Origin of the sequence: Haliscomenobacter sp. (assembly GCF_965225875.1) — a bacterium.
Taxonomy (GTDB): domain Bacteria; phylum Bacteroidota; class Bacteroidia; order Chitinophagales; family Saprospiraceae; genus Haliscomenobacter.
Window position 1 is genome coordinate 559577 of sequence record NZ_CBDDBS010000002.1, and the last position, 18646, is coordinate 578222.

The 18646-nt window shown below is 47.2% G+C and carries 17 protein-coding genes; 10 read left to right on the plus strand and 7 right to left on the minus strand.

Annotated elements, in window-relative coordinates:
- Nucleotides 1–4: 4 nt before the first annotated feature.
- The 4 genes from ACO08K_RS05165 to ACO08K_RS05180 all read right to left on the minus strand — a co-directional run bounded on the left by ACO08K_RS05165 (nucleotide 5) and on the right by ACO08K_RS05180 (nucleotide 4534).
- Complete coding sequence (locus tag ACO08K_RS05165; RefSeq protein WP_421795332.1) at nucleotides 5–2914, minus strand: COR domain-containing protein; 2910 nt, start codon at nucleotides 2912–2914, stop codon at nucleotides 5–7.
- 258 nt (nucleotides 2915–3172) lie between these two features.
- Nucleotides 3173–3898 (minus strand): formylglycine-generating enzyme family protein, encoded by a 726-nt coding sequence (locus ACO08K_RS05170; RefSeq protein WP_421795333.1) that lies wholly within the window; start codon nucleotides 3896–3898, stop codon nucleotides 3173–3175.
- Between the two features lie 61 nt (nucleotides 3899–3959).
- Nucleotides 3960–4286 carry a type II toxin-antitoxin system RelE/ParE family toxin gene (locus ACO08K_RS05175; RefSeq protein ID WP_421795334.1) on the minus strand — a complete coding sequence of 109 codons (327 nt, stop codon included), beginning with the start codon at nucleotides 4284–4286 and terminating at the stop codon, nucleotides 3960–3962.
- Nucleotides 4286–4534 carry a hypothetical protein gene (locus ACO08K_RS05180; RefSeq protein WP_421795335.1) on the minus strand — a complete coding sequence of 83 codons (249 nt, stop codon included), beginning with the start codon at nucleotides 4532–4534 and terminating at the stop codon, nucleotides 4286–4288. Before ACO08K_RS05180 ends, ACO08K_RS05175 begins: the two co-directional genes overlap by 1 nt.
- Before the next feature lie 206 nt (nucleotides 4535–4740).
- Between ACO08K_RS05180 and ACO08K_RS05185 the strand changes: the two genes are divergently transcribed.
- The 8 genes from ACO08K_RS05185 to ACO08K_RS05220 all read left to right on the plus strand — a co-directional run bounded on the left by ACO08K_RS05185 (nucleotide 4741) and on the right by ACO08K_RS05220 (nucleotide 12057).
- Entirely contained in the window at nucleotides 4741–6354 is a 1614-nt protein-coding gene (locus tag ACO08K_RS05185; RefSeq protein WP_421795336.1) for a sensor histidine kinase, read from the plus strand.
- Nucleotides 6355–6430: 76 nt separating this feature from the next.
- Entirely contained in the window at nucleotides 6431–7891 is a 1461-nt protein-coding gene (crtD, locus tag ACO08K_RS05190; protein WP_421795337.1) for a 1-hydroxycarotenoid 3,4-desaturase CrtD, read from the plus strand.
- A gap of 4 nt (nucleotides 7892–7895) precedes the next feature.
- Entirely contained in the window at nucleotides 7896–8528 is a 633-nt protein-coding gene (locus tag ACO08K_RS05195; RefSeq protein ID WP_421795338.1) for a carotenoid biosynthesis protein, read from the plus strand.
- Nucleotides 8529–8545: 17 nt separating this feature from the next.
- Nucleotides 8546–9037: a fatty acid hydroxylase gene (locus ACO08K_RS05200; protein ID WP_421795339.1), complete on the plus strand. Its 492-nt coding sequence runs from the start codon at nucleotides 8546–8548 to the stop codon at nucleotides 9035–9037.
- A 310-nt stretch (nucleotides 9038–9347) separates the two neighbouring features.
- Nucleotides 9348–9917, plus strand: a complete 570-nt coding sequence (locus tag ACO08K_RS05205; RefSeq protein ID WP_421795340.1) for a hypothetical protein — start codon at nucleotides 9348–9350, stop codon at nucleotides 9915–9917.
- A gap of 5 nt (nucleotides 9918–9922) precedes the next feature.
- On the plus strand, nucleotides 9923–10999 hold the full coding sequence (locus ACO08K_RS05210; RefSeq protein WP_421795341.1) for an amidohydrolase family protein: 1077 nt from the start codon (nucleotides 9923–9925) through the stop codon (nucleotides 10997–10999).
- The gene (locus ACO08K_RS05215) at nucleotides 10996–11352 is read left to right on the plus strand and encodes a Rieske (2Fe-2S) protein (protein ID WP_421795342.1); all 357 of its coding nucleotides are present in this window, start codon (nucleotides 10996–10998) and stop codon (nucleotides 11350–11352) included. The genes ACO08K_RS05210 and ACO08K_RS05215 overlap by 4 nt, the downstream gene beginning before the upstream one ends.
- 39 nt (nucleotides 11353–11391) lie before the next feature.
- Nucleotides 11392–12057, plus strand: coding sequence for a sugar O-acyltransferase (locus ACO08K_RS05220; RefSeq protein ID WP_421795343.1), 666 nt, complete (start codon nucleotides 11392–11394; stop codon nucleotides 12055–12057).
- Between the two features lie 75 nt (nucleotides 12058–12132).
- Here the strand turns inward: ACO08K_RS05220 and ACO08K_RS05225 are convergent, their stop codons facing one another.
- Nucleotides 12133–12501, minus strand: coding sequence for a hypothetical protein (locus ACO08K_RS05225; RefSeq protein ID WP_421795344.1), 369 nt, complete (start codon nucleotides 12499–12501; stop codon nucleotides 12133–12135).
- Between the two features lie 120 nt (nucleotides 12502–12621).
- Here ACO08K_RS05225 and ACO08K_RS05230 point away from each other — a divergent pair, with 120 nt between their 5' ends.
- Together ACO08K_RS05230 and ACO08K_RS05235 are read left to right on the plus strand one after the other, a co-directional pair.
- Nucleotides 12622–14445 (plus strand): family 16 glycosylhydrolase, encoded by a 1824-nt coding sequence (locus ACO08K_RS05230; RefSeq protein ID WP_421795345.1) that lies wholly within the window; start codon nucleotides 12622–12624, stop codon nucleotides 14443–14445.
- A 616-nt stretch (nucleotides 14446–15061) separates the two neighbouring features.
- Entirely contained in the window at nucleotides 15062–16183 is a 1122-nt protein-coding gene (locus ACO08K_RS05235; RefSeq protein WP_421795346.1) for a sensor histidine kinase, read from the plus strand.
- Between the two features lie 97 nt (nucleotides 16184–16280).
- Here ACO08K_RS05235 and rmuC read toward each other — a convergent pair whose 3' ends face one another.
- Both rmuC and proC read right to left on the minus strand, forming a co-directional pair.
- A complete protein-coding gene (gene rmuC / locus ACO08K_RS05240) occupies nucleotides 16281–17654 on the minus strand; it encodes a DNA recombination protein RmuC (protein ID WP_421795347.1) in 1374 nt (457 codons plus the stop codon).
- Between the two features lie 80 nt (nucleotides 17655–17734).
- Nucleotides 17735–18538, minus strand: coding sequence for a pyrroline-5-carboxylate reductase (proC, locus tag ACO08K_RS05245; protein WP_421795348.1), 804 nt, complete (start codon nucleotides 18536–18538; stop codon nucleotides 17735–17737).
- Nucleotides 18539–18646: the final 108 nt, after the last annotated feature.

Genomic DNA, 18646 nt, shown 5'->3' on the forward strand with positions numbered 1-18646 from the left:
CTACTTATTTGAAGAATATTTTCCCGGCTTTCAGGTCGTTCCAGATCTGTTTGGTCACATTGCGCAAGTCCCAACTCAATTCTTTTTCGTAGTCCAACAAGCCCAGTATGATCGGAATTTTGAGTTTAAATTTCCCTTTCACATCTGTGTAATCTGCGGCCTTGGCATTGAGGGCTTTCCAGCGTTGGGTAATGGCATCGGGCAACTCGGCGAAATGCTCGGCGACCAGCGTATTGATTTGTTGGATGACATCCTGCATTTGGGCTTCGGAAGCATCGGCCTGATCAGCCTGAGCAAACATTTGGACCAATTCCTTTTGATGGGCTTCCGATGTGTCAATGATCTTGATGAGTTGTTGATCCTGGGCACTGAGCTGGTTCAGGACTGCGCCGAAACCTTGTTCCAGTTTTTGCTCCAGACGTTTGATGTCTTCATTGAGGCGATCCGCAACTTGTAATAGGTCTGGAAAATGAAATGGCTGTGCTTCTTTTCCCAAAAATGCTGTGGTATCCCTTTGCAGATTGAGTATCTTCTGACGCGAATCTGAAATGTCCTTTTCCAACTGCCCCAACTGTATCTTTAATGCAAATTTTTTCTCTTCATCATACGCCAAAATTGACGCTTTTTCCAGCACATTCTTCTTTTCGATCAGCAATTCCAAATTTTCGGTCAATCCAGCCAATTCTTTTTCAATGCCCAGGCTGCCAGGCGTTTTTCCGACTTTTGCTATTCCACCTTTTCTGAGGGAAGATTCCAAACCCAAAAAATGGGCAAAATCTTTTACCCACAATAAACTTTTGCCATCCTTGGCCAAAAACTGCTGTTCCGGGTTCTGCAAATAGGCCTCCTGGTATTGCAGCAACTGTTGCCAGGAAACATAAGTTTGTCCATCCAGGGATAGCTCGGCACTGCTGCCTTTGCTTAGATCAAGAAAAGCCTGACAGATTTCGTGTTGTAAAGCTTCATTGTCGGCGTATTTGGCGGTATACACCCCGAGCGTGTCCTCCGATTCTACATATTCAACGATACAAGACTGGCCATCTTTGGAAAAAAGAATGCCGTTTTTCCAATATCCTTTATTGGAATAAGACCCGTAGCGACTCAAAAAATTAACCATCACATTGTCGGGCATAAAGCGGGTAAAACGAAAGGAGAAAGCCAATTTTAAACTATTGAAAGTTGAATTGTACAAGGATTTAGCCATTCCAGACAAGGTATTGGGCAAATACTGGGGAGCAATGTATTCCTGCACTTTTTCTTCAAAAATGAGCTCAAAGTTTTTCAGCAATGCAATAAACCTTTCTCTTTCCGCTGTACTAAAATCGGGCAGCACTTCCTGAAAATAGGCAAGATCAATTCGTCCTTCGCGTGGTTTGAGTTTATTGTTGATCAGCAGATAAACCTGTTTGGTCAGCCAATTCGGGTTCGTAAAAATGGTATTGTTCAGCAGTGGCTTATTAAAATAAACCACTGTTCCGGTTTTGTTCAGGTACTCCAGGGCTGCTTTTTCGCCACCGGGACTGATTCTTGCGCCCTGACATAGGGAATCAAATCTGGCCAGGGTAATACTGGTTGTTTCCAGGTCGCTTTCGATGGTTTCAATGAGCGATTGATAAGACCTAGGAAACAATTGACCAAAAAACGGAATTTCGGTTTGCAATTTGTCCAGAATAAAATCCCGCAGTTCATTTAAGCCATAACCTTTGGTGGCACTAAAATCAATGTATTGGGCATGGTAGGGTGCTTGGGCGTAGCTTGGGTCAATCAGTAGTTTGTTATCGGCACAATCGCTATGGGTTTGCACCATCAGAATTGGACTTTTTTCACCCCCATGCAAGCGAATACTTTCGAGCCAATATTCACGCGAACGCCATTTTTCGTCGATTGGCAAAATGGCTTTGTCTCGCTCCCGGTGTGGTACCACATTTTTTTCGTTGGTCCAGGCCAGAATATAGATGGCTTCCTTGCTGAGAAAAAATTGATGGGTAGCATAAAATATTTCCTGGCCGCCGAAATCCCAAACGCAGAGTTGCAGTTGATCGGTTTTGACTTCAGGCAAATGGGTTTTGTTTAATTGCCCAATTTGTATCCCGTGCGTGTAGCTTTGCTCGGGCTCGCATCGCTCGCCTTTCAAGATGCGGTAAATACAAGTTTTTCCTACGCGCCCATTGCCCACGATGATGAGCTTGGCCCGGTCGTTGATGACATTGTCTTTTTTGGACAATTCGACGAGGTAGGCCCTTAATGATTCCCAGGAATTTCCCCTATTGTCGTTCGAAATGATTTCTTTGGGCAGGCTGGGCAATGGGTTTTTATACAAGTATAGGGTTTTCAGGCTGCTCAGGCTCAAAAAATTATCGGGTAAGGCTTGCAATTGGTTTTCCCGCAAGTCTAAAGTTTCCAATGCGGAAAGGGGCTGAGCAAAATAAAATTGCTGAAGCTGGTTTTTCTGAAAGAACAAATATGCCAATTCAGGAAAACTTCCATTTAGATTGAATCCACTCAATTGATTCCCGCTTCCATCGATCAATTGCAGGGCTGGAAAATCGCCAGTCCAGTCCAGATTTTTGAGCTGGTTGTTTTGAAGGTAAACTTGTTGCAATTCTGGGAAGCCAATAGAAAAGCTCAAGCTAGATAGCTCACAATTGTTTAGGTAAAGCAACTTGAGCTTGGGCATTGCTACCTCAAATTCCAGCGTAGTTAAAGCCGGGTTTTCCGCCAAGTACAAATGCTCCAAATCCGCCGCTTCCTCCTCCAAGGTTAACGCTGATTCTTCTTTATTTGAAAAACTCACTGCACACAATTTCCCCTTAGCATTGAGGTAGTAACTATCGTTTTTTCTACGTACTTCTTCTACGGATTTCAGTTCGCTTAATCCAAGTTTTTTTACCAGTTCCAGGTCGAGTTTTGTCATTATTGTAAGGGCTTAAGGGTAAAAAAATGGGCAGTAAGGTGATACTGTGTCATCCTTTTGGGCTAAAGTAAGGATAAATTCGTTTTTTTGAAAATATTGGGGTGGTTGTGCCAAAGCTTCACTCACTTACTTCCTTTTCCGCTTCCCACGATTGAAATCGTGCGTTGTTCCTTTGGGTGGGCCCCAAAGGTAAATCCATGGGTTGCCTTAGCTTTGCGCACAGCTGTCCCACGAATGAATACATGGGCTTTGAGCGGCTCATCTGCCTGTAGGGGAACCAAACACCACTCGAAACCCCACAATAATGTCGCGATCAGCCGGAAGTTCTGGGTTGCGACGAGAGGGGCGGCAATACTGCGAAGCGTCGTACCAGCTACCGCCGTGCAGCACCCGAGCAGCATCTTTTTCTTTATCTATCCAGGCGCTTCCATCCTTTGGTGCACCTTGATAATTACCATGCCAGTGGTCAGCACACCATTCCCAAACATTGCCACTTAGGTCGTATAAGCCTAGTTCGTTGGCCAGTTTCAGCCCTACTGTTTTGGTTTCTCCTTGGCTGTTGTCATTGTACCAGCCTACTTCGTCCAGTTTGTCGCCACCGGCATAGCGAAAACCACCGGATCGATTGCCGCCTCTGGCCGCGTATTCCCATTCTGCTTCTGTAGGAAGTCGAAAGACATGGCTGTCGGGCAGGCGCGTATCCTGATTTATTTTTTGAAAAAAAACTTGTGTTTCTTCCCAGGAAACTCGCTCCACCGGGTGTAGGGGATTAATAAAGCGGGATGGATTTTCGCCTGCCACTGCGATCCACAGTTCCTGTGTCACGGGGTATTTCCCGATGGCAAAGCTGGATACAGTCACCTTATGGACAGGTTTTTCCTCTTTGTTTTCATAACTGCCCATCATAAGCGTCCCACCCTCCACCAGCACCAGTTCGGAGCTAGCCATGCCAGGAATAATGTGGGTAAAGGGTAATTCAGTCATACCGGGTACTTTGTGGCTAAGATAGGGAGAAAAGTAGATGTGATTGTAAAGGGATTCTAATCTAGGGTTTAAACTTCCCTAAAATCCGACCCAGATTCCGCCGCGCATGAATGACCCGCACCACGATGATCTCCTGCCCAGTGAATTCGTAAAACACCTTATACGATCCTTTTTGAATCACTCGATAATTGCCATAGTCCTTGAGTAGAGGTTCCAGGGGATACCGCTCAGGGTGTTTTCTAAGCGTTTCAAGTGCCAGGAAAATTCGGTTCAGCACCTTTTTCGCCGTCGATTCGGAGATTTTTTCGGAAAGATAGCGGCGAATATTTTTTAGATCTTTTCCTGCTCTGATCGAAAATGCGATATCATATTCAAATTCATCATCCATCACAATCCCAACTCCTTTTTCATGTCCTCAAATGAAATCACCTGCCCTGCTGCAATCCCCGGCCTATCTTCCAAAATGGACGCGATCAGTTCTTCTTCTGAGATGGCGCTTCCATCCACTTCATAACCTACAATATCCTCCGCTGGCTGGGTATGTTTCAACAAGACATAGATGCTGTTCAAAAGCTCAGTATCCTCTATTTCGTCCAATAAATTGCTGATGGAATATTTCAGTTGTTCGTTACTCATGGTGACGTGTTTTGTGCCTATACAAACAAAGGTAAGGTTTTTGGTTATTTGAAGCAATGGTGAGCAAAATCTACTTTTTACCAATATTTCTCCTCTCCCGACGCAACCTTTCCCCCCACTTTTTCGTACAACCTCCCAGGCATCACCACCTGGACAACTGTAAAAACATCAAGCGCATCAAACACGCTTCGATCGAGGTTTATTTCATGAAAAAACAACTACTGACTGCACTCGGAATTTACGCCAGTGGGTCGCTGGGTTTGAGCATTTTGGCCTGGATCATCAAGGAGGTTGTACAACAATACGGGGCGAATTGGAGCCTCGAACAACCTTACTTTTTGTACTGGCAAAGTTGGGGCATCATGCTGGCCTTGAGCTGGTTGTTGATGGCGTTGTTCGTATGCCTGTACCGTTTGGCTAAGTTGGCGCGGGGGCAAAACATTTCTTTTCACCAGCGTTTGGGTTTGATGGCGCTGGGCTCTTTGTTGGGTTTTGGTTTGCATTTGCTGTTTGGATTGAGTATTCCCATCATCGTTTTACCCTTTTTGACTTTCGCCTGCTTTTTGTTGCTGGACATGTACCTCGACGACGACGAGCTGAGTTTGACCTGGATATTGGTTACCCTCGTGATGTTGGCCGGAGTGGGTGCGGGATTTAGTGCGGCTACTTTGGGCGTTACGAAGGCGCAATTCCCTCTCGTATTCACCTTGTTTGCAAATCTCTTTTTGCTCATCATTGCCCATTTGCCCATTTGGGTTTTCAGTACGGCGCGGCGCGAGGGCATCAGTTGGGGTTTGCGCATCCAGTTGGCCATTTTTTCGCTGGTCGCCGGAGCTTTGATTCTGGTCTTTTTGGTCACCTACTTTTATTTTCAAAAACCGACCCAGACCAGTGTCAACGAGTTTTTGAACATCCTCACCGCCAGTTATATCTTTTTCCTCTTCATTGCCGCCGCCGTATCCATTTGGGTAGCGCGGAGCATTACGGCACCGATCAGCCAGATTCGGGTGGGCTTGAGCCAACTGATTTTGGGGCAAAATCAACGCCTGAGTTACCAGCATCGCGATGAACTGGGCGACCTGGTGGATGCCTACAACCAGGCCCTCAGCGACCTGGATGCCAGCGTAGAGCGCCTCAAACAAACCGAAAGAGAAATGGCCTGGCGCGAGATGGCCCGGCAGGTGGCCCACGAAATCAAAAATCCGCTCACGCCCATGCGCCTGAGTGTGCAACATTTGCAAAGGGCACAAAAATTGAGTCCAGCCGATACCCCCGAATTGGTCGAACGCATGAGCAAAACCCTGCTCGAACAAATCGACACCCTCACCCGCATCGCCGACGCTTTTTCCAATTATGCTCAAATGCCTAGTCCTGCTCCCCGAGACTTTGACCTGAGCGATCTGTTGGGCTCTATCCACACCCTGTACCAGCAGCAGGAACAGGGCCAAAACGAGATCAACTTACGCCTGCCGGAAAAACCAGTCAGGGTTTTTGCCGACCGCGATCAATTGGCGCGGGTGATTTCTAATCTGCTCATCAATGCTTTGCAAGCCATCCCACAGGATCGGCTGGGCAAGGTGACGATCGCTTGTACTGCCGACAAAACTGCGCTCTTGATGGTGGAAGACAATGGGCGGGGCATTCCCGCAGGCATTCAGGACAAGGTTTTTTTGCCCAATTTCACTACCAAGTCATCGGGTATGGGCCTGGGTTTGGCCATGTGCAAAACGATGGTGGAAAATGCGGGTGGAAAGATGGGTTTTAGTACTGTGGAAAATGAGGGGACGCGGTTTTGGGTGGAATTGCCACTGAGTCAATAACCAATCAATAGCAAAAGTATCCGATCTCTAAAAACCTTCTCCACTCATTTTTGTTACCCCTCCAAAAACATCCATTTTGAAAATCGCCATTATTGGAGCCGGAATAGCAGGCCTCGCCTCCGCAGCGCGGATGGCCATCCGGGGGCATGAGGTAGAAGTCTTTGAGGCCAACAGCTATCCTGGCGGCAAACTCTCCCAATTTGAACTCCAGGGCTACCGCTTCGACGCCGGGCCTTCCCTGTTCACCATGCCACAGTATGTCGATGCCTTGTTCGAGGAAGCCGGGCTTGAGCCTGCCGAACATTTCCGCTACCAGCGGCTCCCCATAGTGTGCAATTACTTTTGGGAAGACCAAACCCGGCTCTCCGCCTATGCCGATGCAACGGATTTTGCCCAAGAAGTGGAAGAAAAACTGGGCGTTAAAGCCGAAAAATTACAAGCCTCCTTGGCCGATAGCCAACGCAAATACGAACTCAGCGGACGGATATTTTTGGAAAAATCCCTGCACCGCTGGGATACCTGGCTCCAATGGGATGTCTTGAAAGCCATGTTAAAAATCCCGCAGTTCGACCTCTTTACCACCATGAACCGGGTCAATGAACGTATGGTGCAACACCCCAAACTGGTGCAATTACTTAATCGCTTTGCCACTTACAATGGGTCCAACCCCTACAAAGTCCCCGGCCTGTTGACCATCATCCCTCACTTCGAGCACCAGATCGGTGCCTTTTATCCGGAGGGCGGCATGTACAGTATTACCAAAGCCATCCATCATTTGGCGGAGTCAAAAGGTGCCCGCTTTTTTTTCAACTCTACGGTCGAAGAAATTTTGCTGGACAACAACAAAGCCATTGGTCTGCGGGTAAACGGGGAAGAGCGGCGCTACGATCGGGTCATCAGCAATATGGACGTGTTTCACGCTTACCGCCGCTTGTTGCCCAAGGCGCCACAGCCTGAAAAAGTGTTGCAGCAGGAAAAATCCACTTCGGCGTTGATCTTTTACTGGGGCGTCCAGCGCGATTTTCCGGAATTGAACATGCACAATATTTTGTTCAGCGAAGATTACCAGCAGGAATTCCAGCTGCTCAGTCAGGGACAAGTGAGCGACGACCCCACGGTGTACATCAACATCACGTCCAAGCACAGTCCTGGCGATGCGCCAGCGGGTTGTGAAAATTGGTTTGTGATGATCAATGTGCCCTACAACGCTGGGCAAGATTGGGATGCCATCATCGCCCGCTCCCGGCGGAACATCATCGCCAAAATCAATCGGATCTTGCAGGTGGATCTGGAAAGCCTGATTGCCTGCGAAGAAGTGTTGGAGCCCCGCAGTATTGAAAGCAAAACCTGGTCGCACCTGGGAGCCTTATACGGCACCAGTTCCAACGAGCGCATGTCGGCCTTCATGCGGCATGCCAATTTCAGTACCAAGATCAAAAATCTGTATTTTGTGGGCGGCAGTGTGCATCCCGGCGGCGGTATTCCCCTTTGTTTGTTGTCGGCAAAAATTGTCGACGATCTCCTGAATAAACCCTGAATCCATGCGCATCAGCAAAAGTAATCTGGGCATCATTTACCTGGGCATCATCTATGCGGTGGGCATCGTAGGGATTTTGTTGCCCATCCATCCTGAGTTCATCCGACTTACGCCGCTCAACCTCTTGGTTTCCCTGGGAACCGTGCTACTGTTTCACCCCCACTGGAGCAAAAACACGGGGATCGCCCTGGGTGCTTTGTTGCTCTTTGGCTTTTTAGCCGAAGTATTTGGCGTCAATACCGGTTTGTTGTTTGGCACCTACGCCTATGAAGAAGTACTGGGTTGGAAACTCTGGAACACCCCACTAATGATCGGAGTCAACTGGATGTTGTTGGGTTATTGCTGCGGCGTGACGGTCAACCAGTTTTTTCCCAAACTAAGTTGGTGGCAAAAAGGGCCCTTGGCCTCAGCCATGATGGTCTTTCTTGACCTATTTATCGAACCCGTAGCCATTCAATACAATTTTTGGGAATGGCCGGGCGGGGTTGTACCTTTGCAAAACTACATTGGTTGGTACCTGGTTTCCCTGCCTTTGCTCTCACTTTTTGCCTATTTGCAGGGCCAAATTCACAACAAAGTAGCCGTTGCCCTGTTATTGATGCAATTGCTCTTTTTTGCAGTTTTGACCTTTTTTTGAACAAAAATATGCTTCACATGCAAGTGCTCATCTATATTGGAATCACCCTTTTGACCATTCTAGGCATGGAATTCGTAGCCTGGACTGCGCACAAATACCTTATGCATGGCTGGTTGTGGATTTGGCACGAAGACCACCACAAACCACACCATGAAAAACATGGCTTTTTTGAAAAAAACGACTTGTTCTTTCTGGTTTTTGCTATTCCAAGCGCCACTTCCTATATAATTGGTTTGGCCACTCCACAACGCTGGTTGTTGTTCGTGGGCATTGGCATCTCCATTTACGGTTTGATTTACTTTTTAATCCACGACGTGTACATCCACCAACGTTTCAAGTGGTTCCGTCAGTTGGACAGCAAATACTCCCGCGCCATTCTGCGCGCACATGGGGATCACCATTCCAAGACTTATAAAGAGGATGGCGAGTCCTTTGGATTGTTGATCGTACATCCCAAGTATTTCCGCAAGCGGAGCGAGTGGAAAACGAAAAATGCAGCTGAAAAATAAGATTTCTCCTGCTAACACTAAGGATTCATCAGGATTTTGCAGTATGTTGGCAGGAGAAATTCTAAAAAGTCATAATGTAGTCCCTATGGAAGACAAATCCAAAAACCTGCCCATCCAAAATTTGCTGCAAAGGCGTTTTCAAGCGATGTTCCTTCTTATTGAGTTTGTAAAAAAATGTATCAACCAATTCAGCAAGCTCACCAAGTAAGAAGCTGACTTGATGTGCTGCCCATCTTTCATCTCTCCATTTTAACTATTCACTTTTCATTTAATAGCGCTTATCTTTGTGCGTGAAGTATACCACTAACGCATGGCACGCAACCGTTTATTAGATGCTTACAAGGAAGCCCGGAGTATCTCACGCCAAGAGATGCCCGAGGCTGAAAACATGCAAAAATACCTGGACATTATCATTCCGCAGGTGCGGCAATGGGGTGAAGACTTGCGCGAAGAACATTTCTACGTAGGTAAATCCTGGTTGGAGTTCAGGGATGATGATGGCTTTCACGATCAGGTACTCCATTTTTTCAATGATGGCGGCGAGTACATGCGCATCGAAAATGGCGATGTGAGCAATGGCAGTTGGCGTTTGATGGATGCCCCCAATCGGATGATTCTCGACTATGAAAGTACCGAAATGTACGAATTGTCCTTTATGAATGAAAACTTTTTCATCCTGCAAAAACACGGAGATCAGTTGCGTTTGGGGAATGAAAAATACTTCGTCATGGTCAACGAAAAATTGGGGAAGCGCCTTCAGTGGCCAGATGCCATGGAACTACTCTATCGCATCAAGTATGAACACAGTCGCTTCTATCAAACCCTTACCGTGATTGTGCTGGTGATTGTGGTTATTGTCCTCATTTACTCGCTCATCTAGACATCATGTTTCCTAAAACCCTTTCCATCATTGATTGCGACGTTCACAATACTTACCGCTCTCAGGTTGAGCTCTATCCTTATTTGCCGGAGCCCTGGCTGTCGCGTTTGAAGGAGAAAGGATTTGGGTACCCGCTTGAAACATTTTACAGCAGCGTACAGGCAAAAAGACTGGATGCCAAACCTGAAAACGGCCCAGCTGGATCGGATTATGCCCTGCTGAAAACTCAATTGTTGGATAAATTCCCCATCAATTACGCCGTCCTGACCGGGGAAGGTATTTCCGGGCTTTCCTACATGCCTGATGCTGAATACCCTGCCGCTTTGGCCAGTGCGTACAACCAATGGCTGGTAGAAACCTGGCTCAAACAGGATGAACGTTTTTTAGGCTCCCTACACCTCGCCGTTCAAAATCCTGAAGCCGCGGCTGCTGAAATTTACCGTTGGGGCGCACATCCCAAAGTAGTACAAGTAAGCATCCCAACAGCCACTACCCTACCCCTGGCGCATCCTTTTTACCGTCCGATTTTACGGGCTGCTGCCGAAATGGACCTGGTCATTGCCTTGCACTTTCGGCAACCCGGGCCAAGTGCTCCCGACATCACACCCGTAGGGATGCCTTTCAATTATATGGACTACCACACGCTGGTGAGTTTGCCCTACCTATCGCAATTGGTGATGTTGGTGTCTTCGGGCGTATTGGAAGAATTACCCAATTTGAAATTCCTGCTGATGGAAGGTGGATTCATTTGGGTCATTCACTTGTTGTGGCGTTTTGATAAGGATTACAAAGCGCTACATCGTTTAGCACCAGCCTTGAAAAAATTGCCTTCGGAGTACATTTACCAGCATTTCAAATTTGGCATTCAACCCATTTATGAGCCCAGTGAGGCCGATAAATTGCAGAAGGTAATTGAAGCCGGGGACTTGCAACACAACCTGGTTTTTGGCAGTGACTACCCCCATTGGGATGCCGATGAGCCTGATTTTATCCGGCGCTTTATCCCTCAAGAATGGGAGCAGGGTATTTTTTACAACAATGCTGCCGCCTGGTACAAATTTTTCAAACAGCCAGGCTTATGAAAACCAAACACTACTTCGCTGAGCTAGGCGCACTGGAGGAAGGGCGGTTTGTCATTCGAGAGGTAGCAAATCGTTCAGTGGGCGCGACATTATTCCAGGGAGCTCCCCTTGTGATCCTCAATAGTTGCCCGCACGCAGGAGCCCCCATTTGTCAGGGAAGAATCACCTCCAAATTGGTGGTAGAATCGGCACAAAACCTTAATTTGGACTCGGAGCACCCGGTACTCCGTTGCCCCTGGCATGGCTGGGAATTCAATCTAGAAGATGGAATGGTCAACGGCTTTAGCTCTCGACTTCGTTTAGCCAAACTACAGTACGAACTTGAAAACGATTCTTTATACATTTGGCTATAATTCATCACCCATCGTTCATCACTTATCATTCCAGAAGCTTTGGCAAAAAAAATAATCATCATTGGTGGCGCTGGTAAAGGTGCCTTGATTTCTCAGGTCGTGGAGGACAATCGACGCAATTTTGGCGATTTGGAATACGAAATTGCCGGGTATTGCAATGATTACGACATGGGGCAAATCATCCACGGATATCCGGTTTTGGGTACCATTGCTGATATTCCCCGCTTCATCGAGGAAGGTTATTACTTTGCCTTCACCATCCACATGACCAATCGCAATTACCTCACCGAAGAGGTCTTCCTGCGCTGCAACCTACCCGATGACCGACTACCCAACATCATCAGCAAGCGGGCTTTCATTGCGCCAACGGTGGAATTGGCACCAGGTGCTTGTGTGATGCAGTTTGCCTCCATTTCTCAAAATGCCAAAATTGGCAAATGCACCATCGTTTCTACCCATACGCTGGTGGGGCACGACACGGTTATTGGCCCATTGTGCCACATCACGGCAACCTGCGTAGTCGGATCCCGCATCAGCATAGGGAAAGCAGTCACGATCGGGCTGCATGCCACTGTGATTGAGTTTTGTAAAATCGGAGATTACGCGCTAGTTGGCGCTTCGGCACTGGTGATCAAGGATGTACCAGCAGGGCAAGTTTGGGCGGGGCAGCCAGCGAGGTATTTTCGGGAAGTAGATAAGGAGTGATGAAAGATGAGTGATGAGTGATGAATTTCCCATCAATTCATCACTCATCACTCATCTTTCATCACTCCTTATTTATTACAGTTTTTCAATACTTGCAATATCAATTTCCTCCATTTTGGTCTTTGTGTTCCAGCCACATTGCACTTCTTTTTGGTTTCCGGTAAGCCGGTAACGCATTTTGACCCTGACCTGGGCGATTCCAAATTCCATTGAAGCCTGCTTGATGAGGGCATCCACCTTGGATTGGCTGGCTTTATTGGGCACGAATTGGCCCCATTCGTCGCCAAGATCCACCCCAAAATGCCAATCGCAACCATCAACTGGCAGTTGATTCTGTAGAATGGCCTCGTTTTCAGTATAACCTTCCAGTTTCGCTACAGCTTCCTCATCTGTGCAAAATTGCAATCCGGTTACAACAAGTATAAAAAATAGGAGCTTGCGCATGGTTTTTGTTTTTTTAGTTAGACGGGGTTTTCGTACAAATCCGTTGGCAACATTTTTAATTCGCAAAAGTTAAAGATATTTGAAAGCTATTTTGCTCAATATTATACAACCTACATGATCATGAAACGGTTCGGATTAGTTTTATTACTACTGGGCAGCTACTACCTGGATATCACTCACCTGCATGCCCAATGCCCAAAACTGGTTTGGGCGGAAGAATTTGATGGAACCAGCCTTGACCTGCAAAAATGGACCCACCAAACCGGCGGCGGCGGTTGGGGCAACAACGAACTACAAAATTACCGTCCAGAAAACACCTCGGTGGGCAATGGTTTGCTCAAAATCACCGCCAAACGCGAAAATCTCGGCGGCAATGCCTACACCTCCTCCCGCATCCGCAGCATCAACAAGGCTGATTTTACCTATGGCCGAATGGAGGCACGCATCAAGATGCCTTACGGCCAAGGGATCTGGCCAGCCTTTTGGATGATGCCCACTGATGACAAATACGGTGGCTGGCCGAAAAGTGGTGAAATTGACATCATGGAATACATTGGCCGCGAACCAAAAAAAATATATGGAACGATCCACTTTGGCCCCGACTGGCCGAACAATAAATCTTCAGGCGGATCTTATGATGCTTATCGGGAAGACTTCAGCAAGGAATTCCACCTTTTCGCAGTAGAATGGGAACCCAACGAAATCCGCTGGTACATCGACGATTATTTGTACTCCACCAAAAAAACCACCGATGTGGCCCCCGAACGTTGGCCCTTTGACCAACGTTTTCACTTCATTCTCAATCTGGCGGTAGGTGGTAACTGGCCCGGGAGCCCCGATGGCAGCACGGTTTTCCCACAAGTGATGGAAGTGGATTATGTGCGGGTTTATGACACCAAATCCCAGTCTTTGAGTGGCCCTCGTTCGGTCCCTTTTAAAGCCCCTTTTACCGTTTACACCCTCAATGGTGTGGACAATACAGCCAAGATCACCTGGACAGCCCCGGCTGGTGCTGAAATCAGTTCCGGACAAGGCAGCAGCGATGTGGTCATCAAATGGGGATCCAGCAGTGGGGAGTTAAAAGCAGAGGTGGAAACGGCTTGTGGAAAAAAGACCTTGAGTGTATATGTAAGAGTGGAGCCCGGCCTGGCGAAAGAAAGCGCCCTGGAGAATTTTGACGACAGTTCCCCCCTGAAGTTGGCCTTTTCTAATGGTACTTTCAGCGACAATTTTGCCAACCCCAATACTGCTGGCATCAACAGCACACCATTGGTGGGCAAGTATGTGCGCAATGGTGGTTCCCAATACGACGTCGTCGTTTACCAAGGCAAACCCATCAGCGATTTGGGCCCCTTCCTCTCTAAGGAGCGGAAGTTTTTCATTGACGTATACACCAATGCGCCGGTAGGCACTGAAATCCTTTTTCAGGCTGAGAACACTGCCCGTTCGGCGCAAAATTACCCAACTGGTCGCCACAGCCGTTACCAGGCTTTTACGACCAAACAAAACGAATGGGAACGCCTGGAGTTGGCGTACCTCGATCGGCCCGACGGGGGGACTGCTTCCACTGCAATTGATCAATACGTGCTGCTGTTCAAGCCCAATACCTTTACGAGCCATACCTACTACTTCGACAATCTGGATGCTTACGCACCCGCACTTACGAGTGTACGCGAAGCATTGATTGATGCCAACAAAGTATTCCAACTTTCGCCCAACCCAGGTCAGGAGGTGTTGAAATTGGAAAATCTGGGCGAAGAAGCCATCCTGCAAACAATCCTGCTGAGTCTGGATGGAAAAATCATCCAAAGCAACTCGGAAAGGGTTTTGCCGCAACAAATCCTGGAAATGAGCGTGTTGAGTGCTGCACCAGGTACTTACCTCGTGCAGGTTTTGCGTGCTGATGGGAAAATGGCGGTAAAAAAATGGGTGAAGGGAAAGTAAATGGTTGACCTACCAACTATATATGACGCAAAAAATTACTTCCCGATTTTATTAGAGGCTTTTGAATAGGAAGCTCACTTGAAATGAAGCGTTCGACTTCCTATTCAAAACCTAAATCGGAAAGTTAATTTTCTGCGTTGCTATCGTGTAGCTTCGCTGCAATTTTAGCGCTTGTTTAAGTTACCAAGACGAAAAACAGGATACAGCGAAGCTGCTCGATTGCCCTTGAAATAAGGTTTGACCCTCCATTTTCTATCGATAATCCCCCCATTTTAGCCGATCATTCGGTTTTTCTAGCCAACACTTCCCTATTCGTTAAGTGGCCGATGTAATCCATTTGTCGACATTCAGCCTCAAAGCGCTGTCATTGATCGCCATTCCCAACGGAAGATTAAAAATTGAATTAATTTTACCCAAAATCTAAGAGCATGTCTAATTTTTTTGTTTTAAGCGAAAATGAGGCCGATTTGGGGTGAATGAGGCACGAAAAGCGGAGTGTAGCAGCGCTACATGAGCATTTTCGGAACGAAATTCACCCCAAATTGGGCTATTTGCAGCAAAACAAAAAAAATTAGACATGCTCTAAACTCCTCAAACGCTAAAAAGAGGGAATCCTATGACAGTGATCCAAAAATTTCTCTCCCCTCGTTACCGCATTTTGTCGCATGGTTTGTTTTGGACCATCTACATGTTGTACGCCACGTTGCTTTATGGCTCCACCCGTGATGATTACTGGCGGGGTTTCATGGAGGTGATTGCAACCCTGCCCGTTAAGATGCTAGCGGTGTATTTTACCTTGTATTATTTGATTCCCCGTTTTTTGGATGCGCGCAAATACCCTAGCCTGATATTGATGTTTTTGCTTTCGGCCATTTTGTTTGGGTACGCAGATCGCTTGCTGATGCACACTTTTTATGTTCCGATCTACATCCCGGATTACGATTACGAAAAATATCCGCTGACCAGCCTGTCTAAAGCCATCCAACGATCGAGTATTGTCTACCTGGTGGTTTTTGCAGCCTCTGCTATTAAGTTGATCAAAAGAAACTACCAAACCGAGCGGTTTAGTCAGGAATTGGGCAAAGAAAAACTGGATGCTGAACTGAAATTTCTGAAGGGGCAAATCCATCCTCATTTTTTGTTCAACACCTTGAATACGCTTTATGCACTAACCCTGCAAAATTCACCCAAGTCTTCCGAAGTGGTGCTCAAACTGTCGCACCTCCTGGATTATATGCTGTACGATTGCAACGTAGAATTGATTCCCTTGCGCAAGGAAATCCAACAGATGCAAAACCTCATTGAGTTGGAACAATACCGATATGGCAATCGCCTGGAGGTGAGTTTTTCGGTCAAGGGAGACGTCAGTACCCAGCAAATTCCACCATTGTTGATGTTGCCTTTTGTGGAAAATGCTTTTAAACACGGGGTGAGTAAAGAAGTCGAAGAAGCTTTCATCAGCATTGACCTTACCCTGAAAGAAGACCAACTCAGCCTGCGGGTGGAAAACAGCAAAGCGGAAGACGACAACAAACCCGAGGCGGAATACACCAAAGGAATTGGCTTAAAAAACGTATCGCGACGGCTGGATTTATTGTATGAGGATCAGTACGAGTTGCAGGTTTTTGATGAGGAGGAAACCTTTATGATTGTGTTGAAAATTCCGCTTCACAACTTTGAACATGTCAGCGATTCCAAAGCTTCCGCTAAAAGTGGTTTGGTCAAATCCTTGAATTAAAAGTATAATCCCTAAGGTGACTCTTTGGTGCCTTAGGTTTCTTAGGTGGTGAAAAAAGCAGTTACAACTTTCTTTTACCACCTAAGGCACCTAAGCATCACCTCAGGTCGTCCTCATTGAAGTTTTCTTGCCCATCATCCAAGGGTAGCGCCTCCACTTGATCCAATAAATCCTTTGGCAATTGCTTCGAGGTTTTAGCCCCCAATTCCTTGATGCGCTCAGCACGGCCAATCAGCGTATCGCCAAATTTGGGAGATTCCAATAGTTTATTCATCGCATCCCGATAAGCCAGTTGAGTTTGATCCAAACGGGTCCCAATGGATTTCAAGTCTTCCACAAAAGCACAAAACTTATCGTACAACAAGCCGCTTTGGCGGGCAATTTCGAGTACATTGTTTTTCTGACGTTCCTGTTTCCAGATGAAGGAAACGGTGCGCATGGTCGCCAGTAGGGTTGAAGTGGTCACCAGTACGATGTTGCGCTCCAAAGCGTCAGTAAACAACTTTTGATCCTGCTGCAAGGCAAGCGCAAAAGCTGGTTCGATGGGTACAAACAACATCAGGTAATCCGGCGTATTGATCTGGTACAATTGCTGGTAGTTCTTCTCGCTCAAATCGCGGATGTGGCGACGCAGGCTGTCCAGGTGTTCCTTGGCTGCAACCTGCCGCCCCAGGTCATCGTTGGCCTGGAAGTAACGCTCATAGGCAGTAAGGGACACCTTGGAATCGATAATGAGGTGTTTATTTTCTGGCAAAATGATGATAAAATCGGGACGTTTGGCCCGGCCATTTTCATCCACAAAACTAGCCTGGGTGCGGTAATGCACATCGCGGCTCAAGCCCGCTTTTTGCAGTAGCACTTCCAATTGCAATTCCCCCCAGTCGCCCTGGGTTTTGTTGTCGCCTTTGAGGGCAGTAGCCAGGTTGTTGGCGTCCGCGCTGAGTTGGGTGTTGAGTTCGCGGAGTTGTTCAATTTCCTTTTTGAGCGAAATGCGGTCGCGGGTTTCTTCGATGAACCGTTTTTCGGCTACATCTTCAAAATCGCGGATGTGTTCGCGGAGAGGGTTCAGGAGGGCAGCGATTTGCTCCTGGTTTTGTGCCGTAAATTTTTGGCTTTTTTCCTCCAATAAACGATTGGCTACGTTTTCAAATTCAGTGCGGAAGCGGGTCTGGAGTTGTTCCAATTCCTGCTTTTGGTGGTGTAGTTTGTCGTCGAGGTTGATGATCATTTGATCGCGGGAGGCCAAGTGGCCGGAGAGTTGGCGGAGCTCTTCCATACGTTGGCGGAGCTCCTGTTGAAGGGCCAGGAGTTGCCGTTCATTGGCCTCGTGCAGTTCTCGCCTGACGAACTGTTTGTCCAGGTCCGTTTTGAGTACCGCATGGGTTTGTAAACGCAAACGCGCCCAAATCCAGGCGAGTATAGCTCCGATCAAGAGGCCAATCAACAAAAAACCAAGAGCGCCGTTTACCATACAGGATGTTTTGATTTTGTAAAGATAAAAAAAATCCTTACACAAAATCAAAACCCTGTTGGTGATTTATTAAAACTGATTTAGTTCTTTCCCAATTCCTCTGCGCGATGCAAAGCCGCAAATGCCCCGCTCACAATATCTCCTTTCAAGGCATTTTCGCCAAAAGATTTCAAGGCAGCCTCAGTCGTTCCACCCCGGGAAGCTACCCGTTGGATCCATTCTTCACAAGAGAGGTTGGTCGCCAGGTACAATTCCACTGCACCTAAAAAAGTTTGACTCACCAGCAATTCCGCCTCAGAGTGCGAAAAACCCATTTGTTTGGCACCGTCCATCATGGCGTCCATAAAATACCATACGTAGGCGGGGCCACTACCTGAAATGGCGGTAGAGGCATCAATAAAGGATTCATCTTCGACGTAAACCGTTTTACCCGTAGTGTTGAGCAGGTTTTGCACCATCACCAATTCAATTCGGGTCACGGCATCGGAAGAGGTAAAGGCGGTCATCCCCCTGCCAATTTGGGCAGGCAAGTTGGGCATGGCCCGAATCACCTTGCTCACTTGCAGGGATTCTGCAATGGTGGCAATTTTCACCCCAGCCATAATCGACAAAAACACCTGTTGGGGGTGTACATGAGGGCGCAAGCTATCAAAAAGTAAACTGGTATCTTGTGGCTTCACGGCCAGGATGATCAAATCTGCCCGCTGAAGACAGTCTTCCGCTGTGCCGTACACCGTACCAATGTCCTTTTGCGCCAGAATCGCCGCCCGTTCGGGTGACTTTTCCAGAATCATCATGTCTTCTTTAGTGGCGATGTGCGAACGCAGGAAACTTTGGGCGTAGGTGAGCCCCATATTGCCGCCCCCAATGATTAAAATTTTCATTTCTTGTTCAAATTCAAATGATTAAAGAAATTGGTCGTGGTCAGCCCACGACTAAAGTCATGGGTTTGGGCAGGGCATGTTGAGAAAATTGGTCGAGCCTGTAAAGGT

What these genes read in the sequence shown, in the direction of transcription:
- ACO08K_RS05165 (WP_421795332.1), bottom strand. Translation starts at nt 2,914, where the DNA reads ATGACAAAACTCGACCTGGAACTGGTAAAAAAACTTGGATTAAGCGAA.
- ACO08K_RS05170 (WP_421795333.1), bottom strand. Translation starts at nt 3,898, where the DNA reads ATGACTGAATTACCCTTTACCCACATTATTCCTGGCATGGCTAGCTCC.
- ACO08K_RS05175 (WP_421795334.1), bottom strand. Translation starts at nt 4,286, where the DNA reads ATGGATGATGAATTTGAATATGATATCGCATTTTCGATCAGAGCAGGA.
- ACO08K_RS05180 (WP_421795335.1), bottom strand. Translation starts at nt 4,534, where the DNA reads ATGAGTAACGAACAACTGAAATATTCCATCAGCAATTTATTGGACGAA.
- ACO08K_RS05185 (WP_421795336.1), top strand. Translation starts at nt 4,741, where the DNA reads ATGAAAAAACAACTACTGACTGCACTCGGAATTTACGCCAGTGGGTCG.
- ACO08K_RS05195 (WP_421795338.1), top strand. Translation starts at nt 7,896, where the DNA reads ATGCGCATCAGCAAAAGTAATCTGGGCATCATTTACCTGGGCATCATC.
- ACO08K_RS05200 (WP_421795339.1), top strand. Translation starts at nt 8,546, where the DNA reads ATGCAAGTGCTCATCTATATTGGAATCACCCTTTTGACCATTCTAGGC.
- ACO08K_RS05205 (WP_421795340.1), top strand. Translation starts at nt 9,348, where the DNA reads ATGGCACGCAACCGTTTATTAGATGCTTACAAGGAAGCCCGGAGTATC.
- ACO08K_RS05210 (WP_421795341.1), top strand. Translation starts at nt 9,923, where the DNA reads ATGTTTCCTAAAACCCTTTCCATCATTGATTGCGACGTTCACAATACT.
- ACO08K_RS05215 (WP_421795342.1), top strand. Translation starts at nt 10,996, where the DNA reads ATGAAAACCAAACACTACTTCGCTGAGCTAGGCGCACTGGAGGAAGGG.
- ACO08K_RS05225 (WP_421795344.1), bottom strand. Translation starts at nt 12,501, where the DNA reads ATGCGCAAGCTCCTATTTTTTATACTTGTTGTAACCGGATTGCAATTT.
- ACO08K_RS05230 (WP_421795345.1), top strand. Translation starts at nt 12,622, where the DNA reads ATGAAACGGTTCGGATTAGTTTTATTACTACTGGGCAGCTACTACCTG.
- ACO08K_RS05235 (WP_421795346.1), top strand. Translation starts at nt 15,062, where the DNA reads ATGACAGTGATCCAAAAATTTCTCTCCCCTCGTTACCGCATTTTGTCG.
- rmuC (WP_421795347.1), bottom strand. Translation starts at nt 17,654, where the DNA reads ATGGTAAACGGCGCTCTTGGTTTTTTGTTGATTGGCCTCTTGATCGGA.
- proC (WP_421795348.1), bottom strand. Translation starts at nt 18,538, where the DNA reads ATGAAAATTTTAATCATTGGGGGCGGCAATATGGGGCTCACCTACGCC.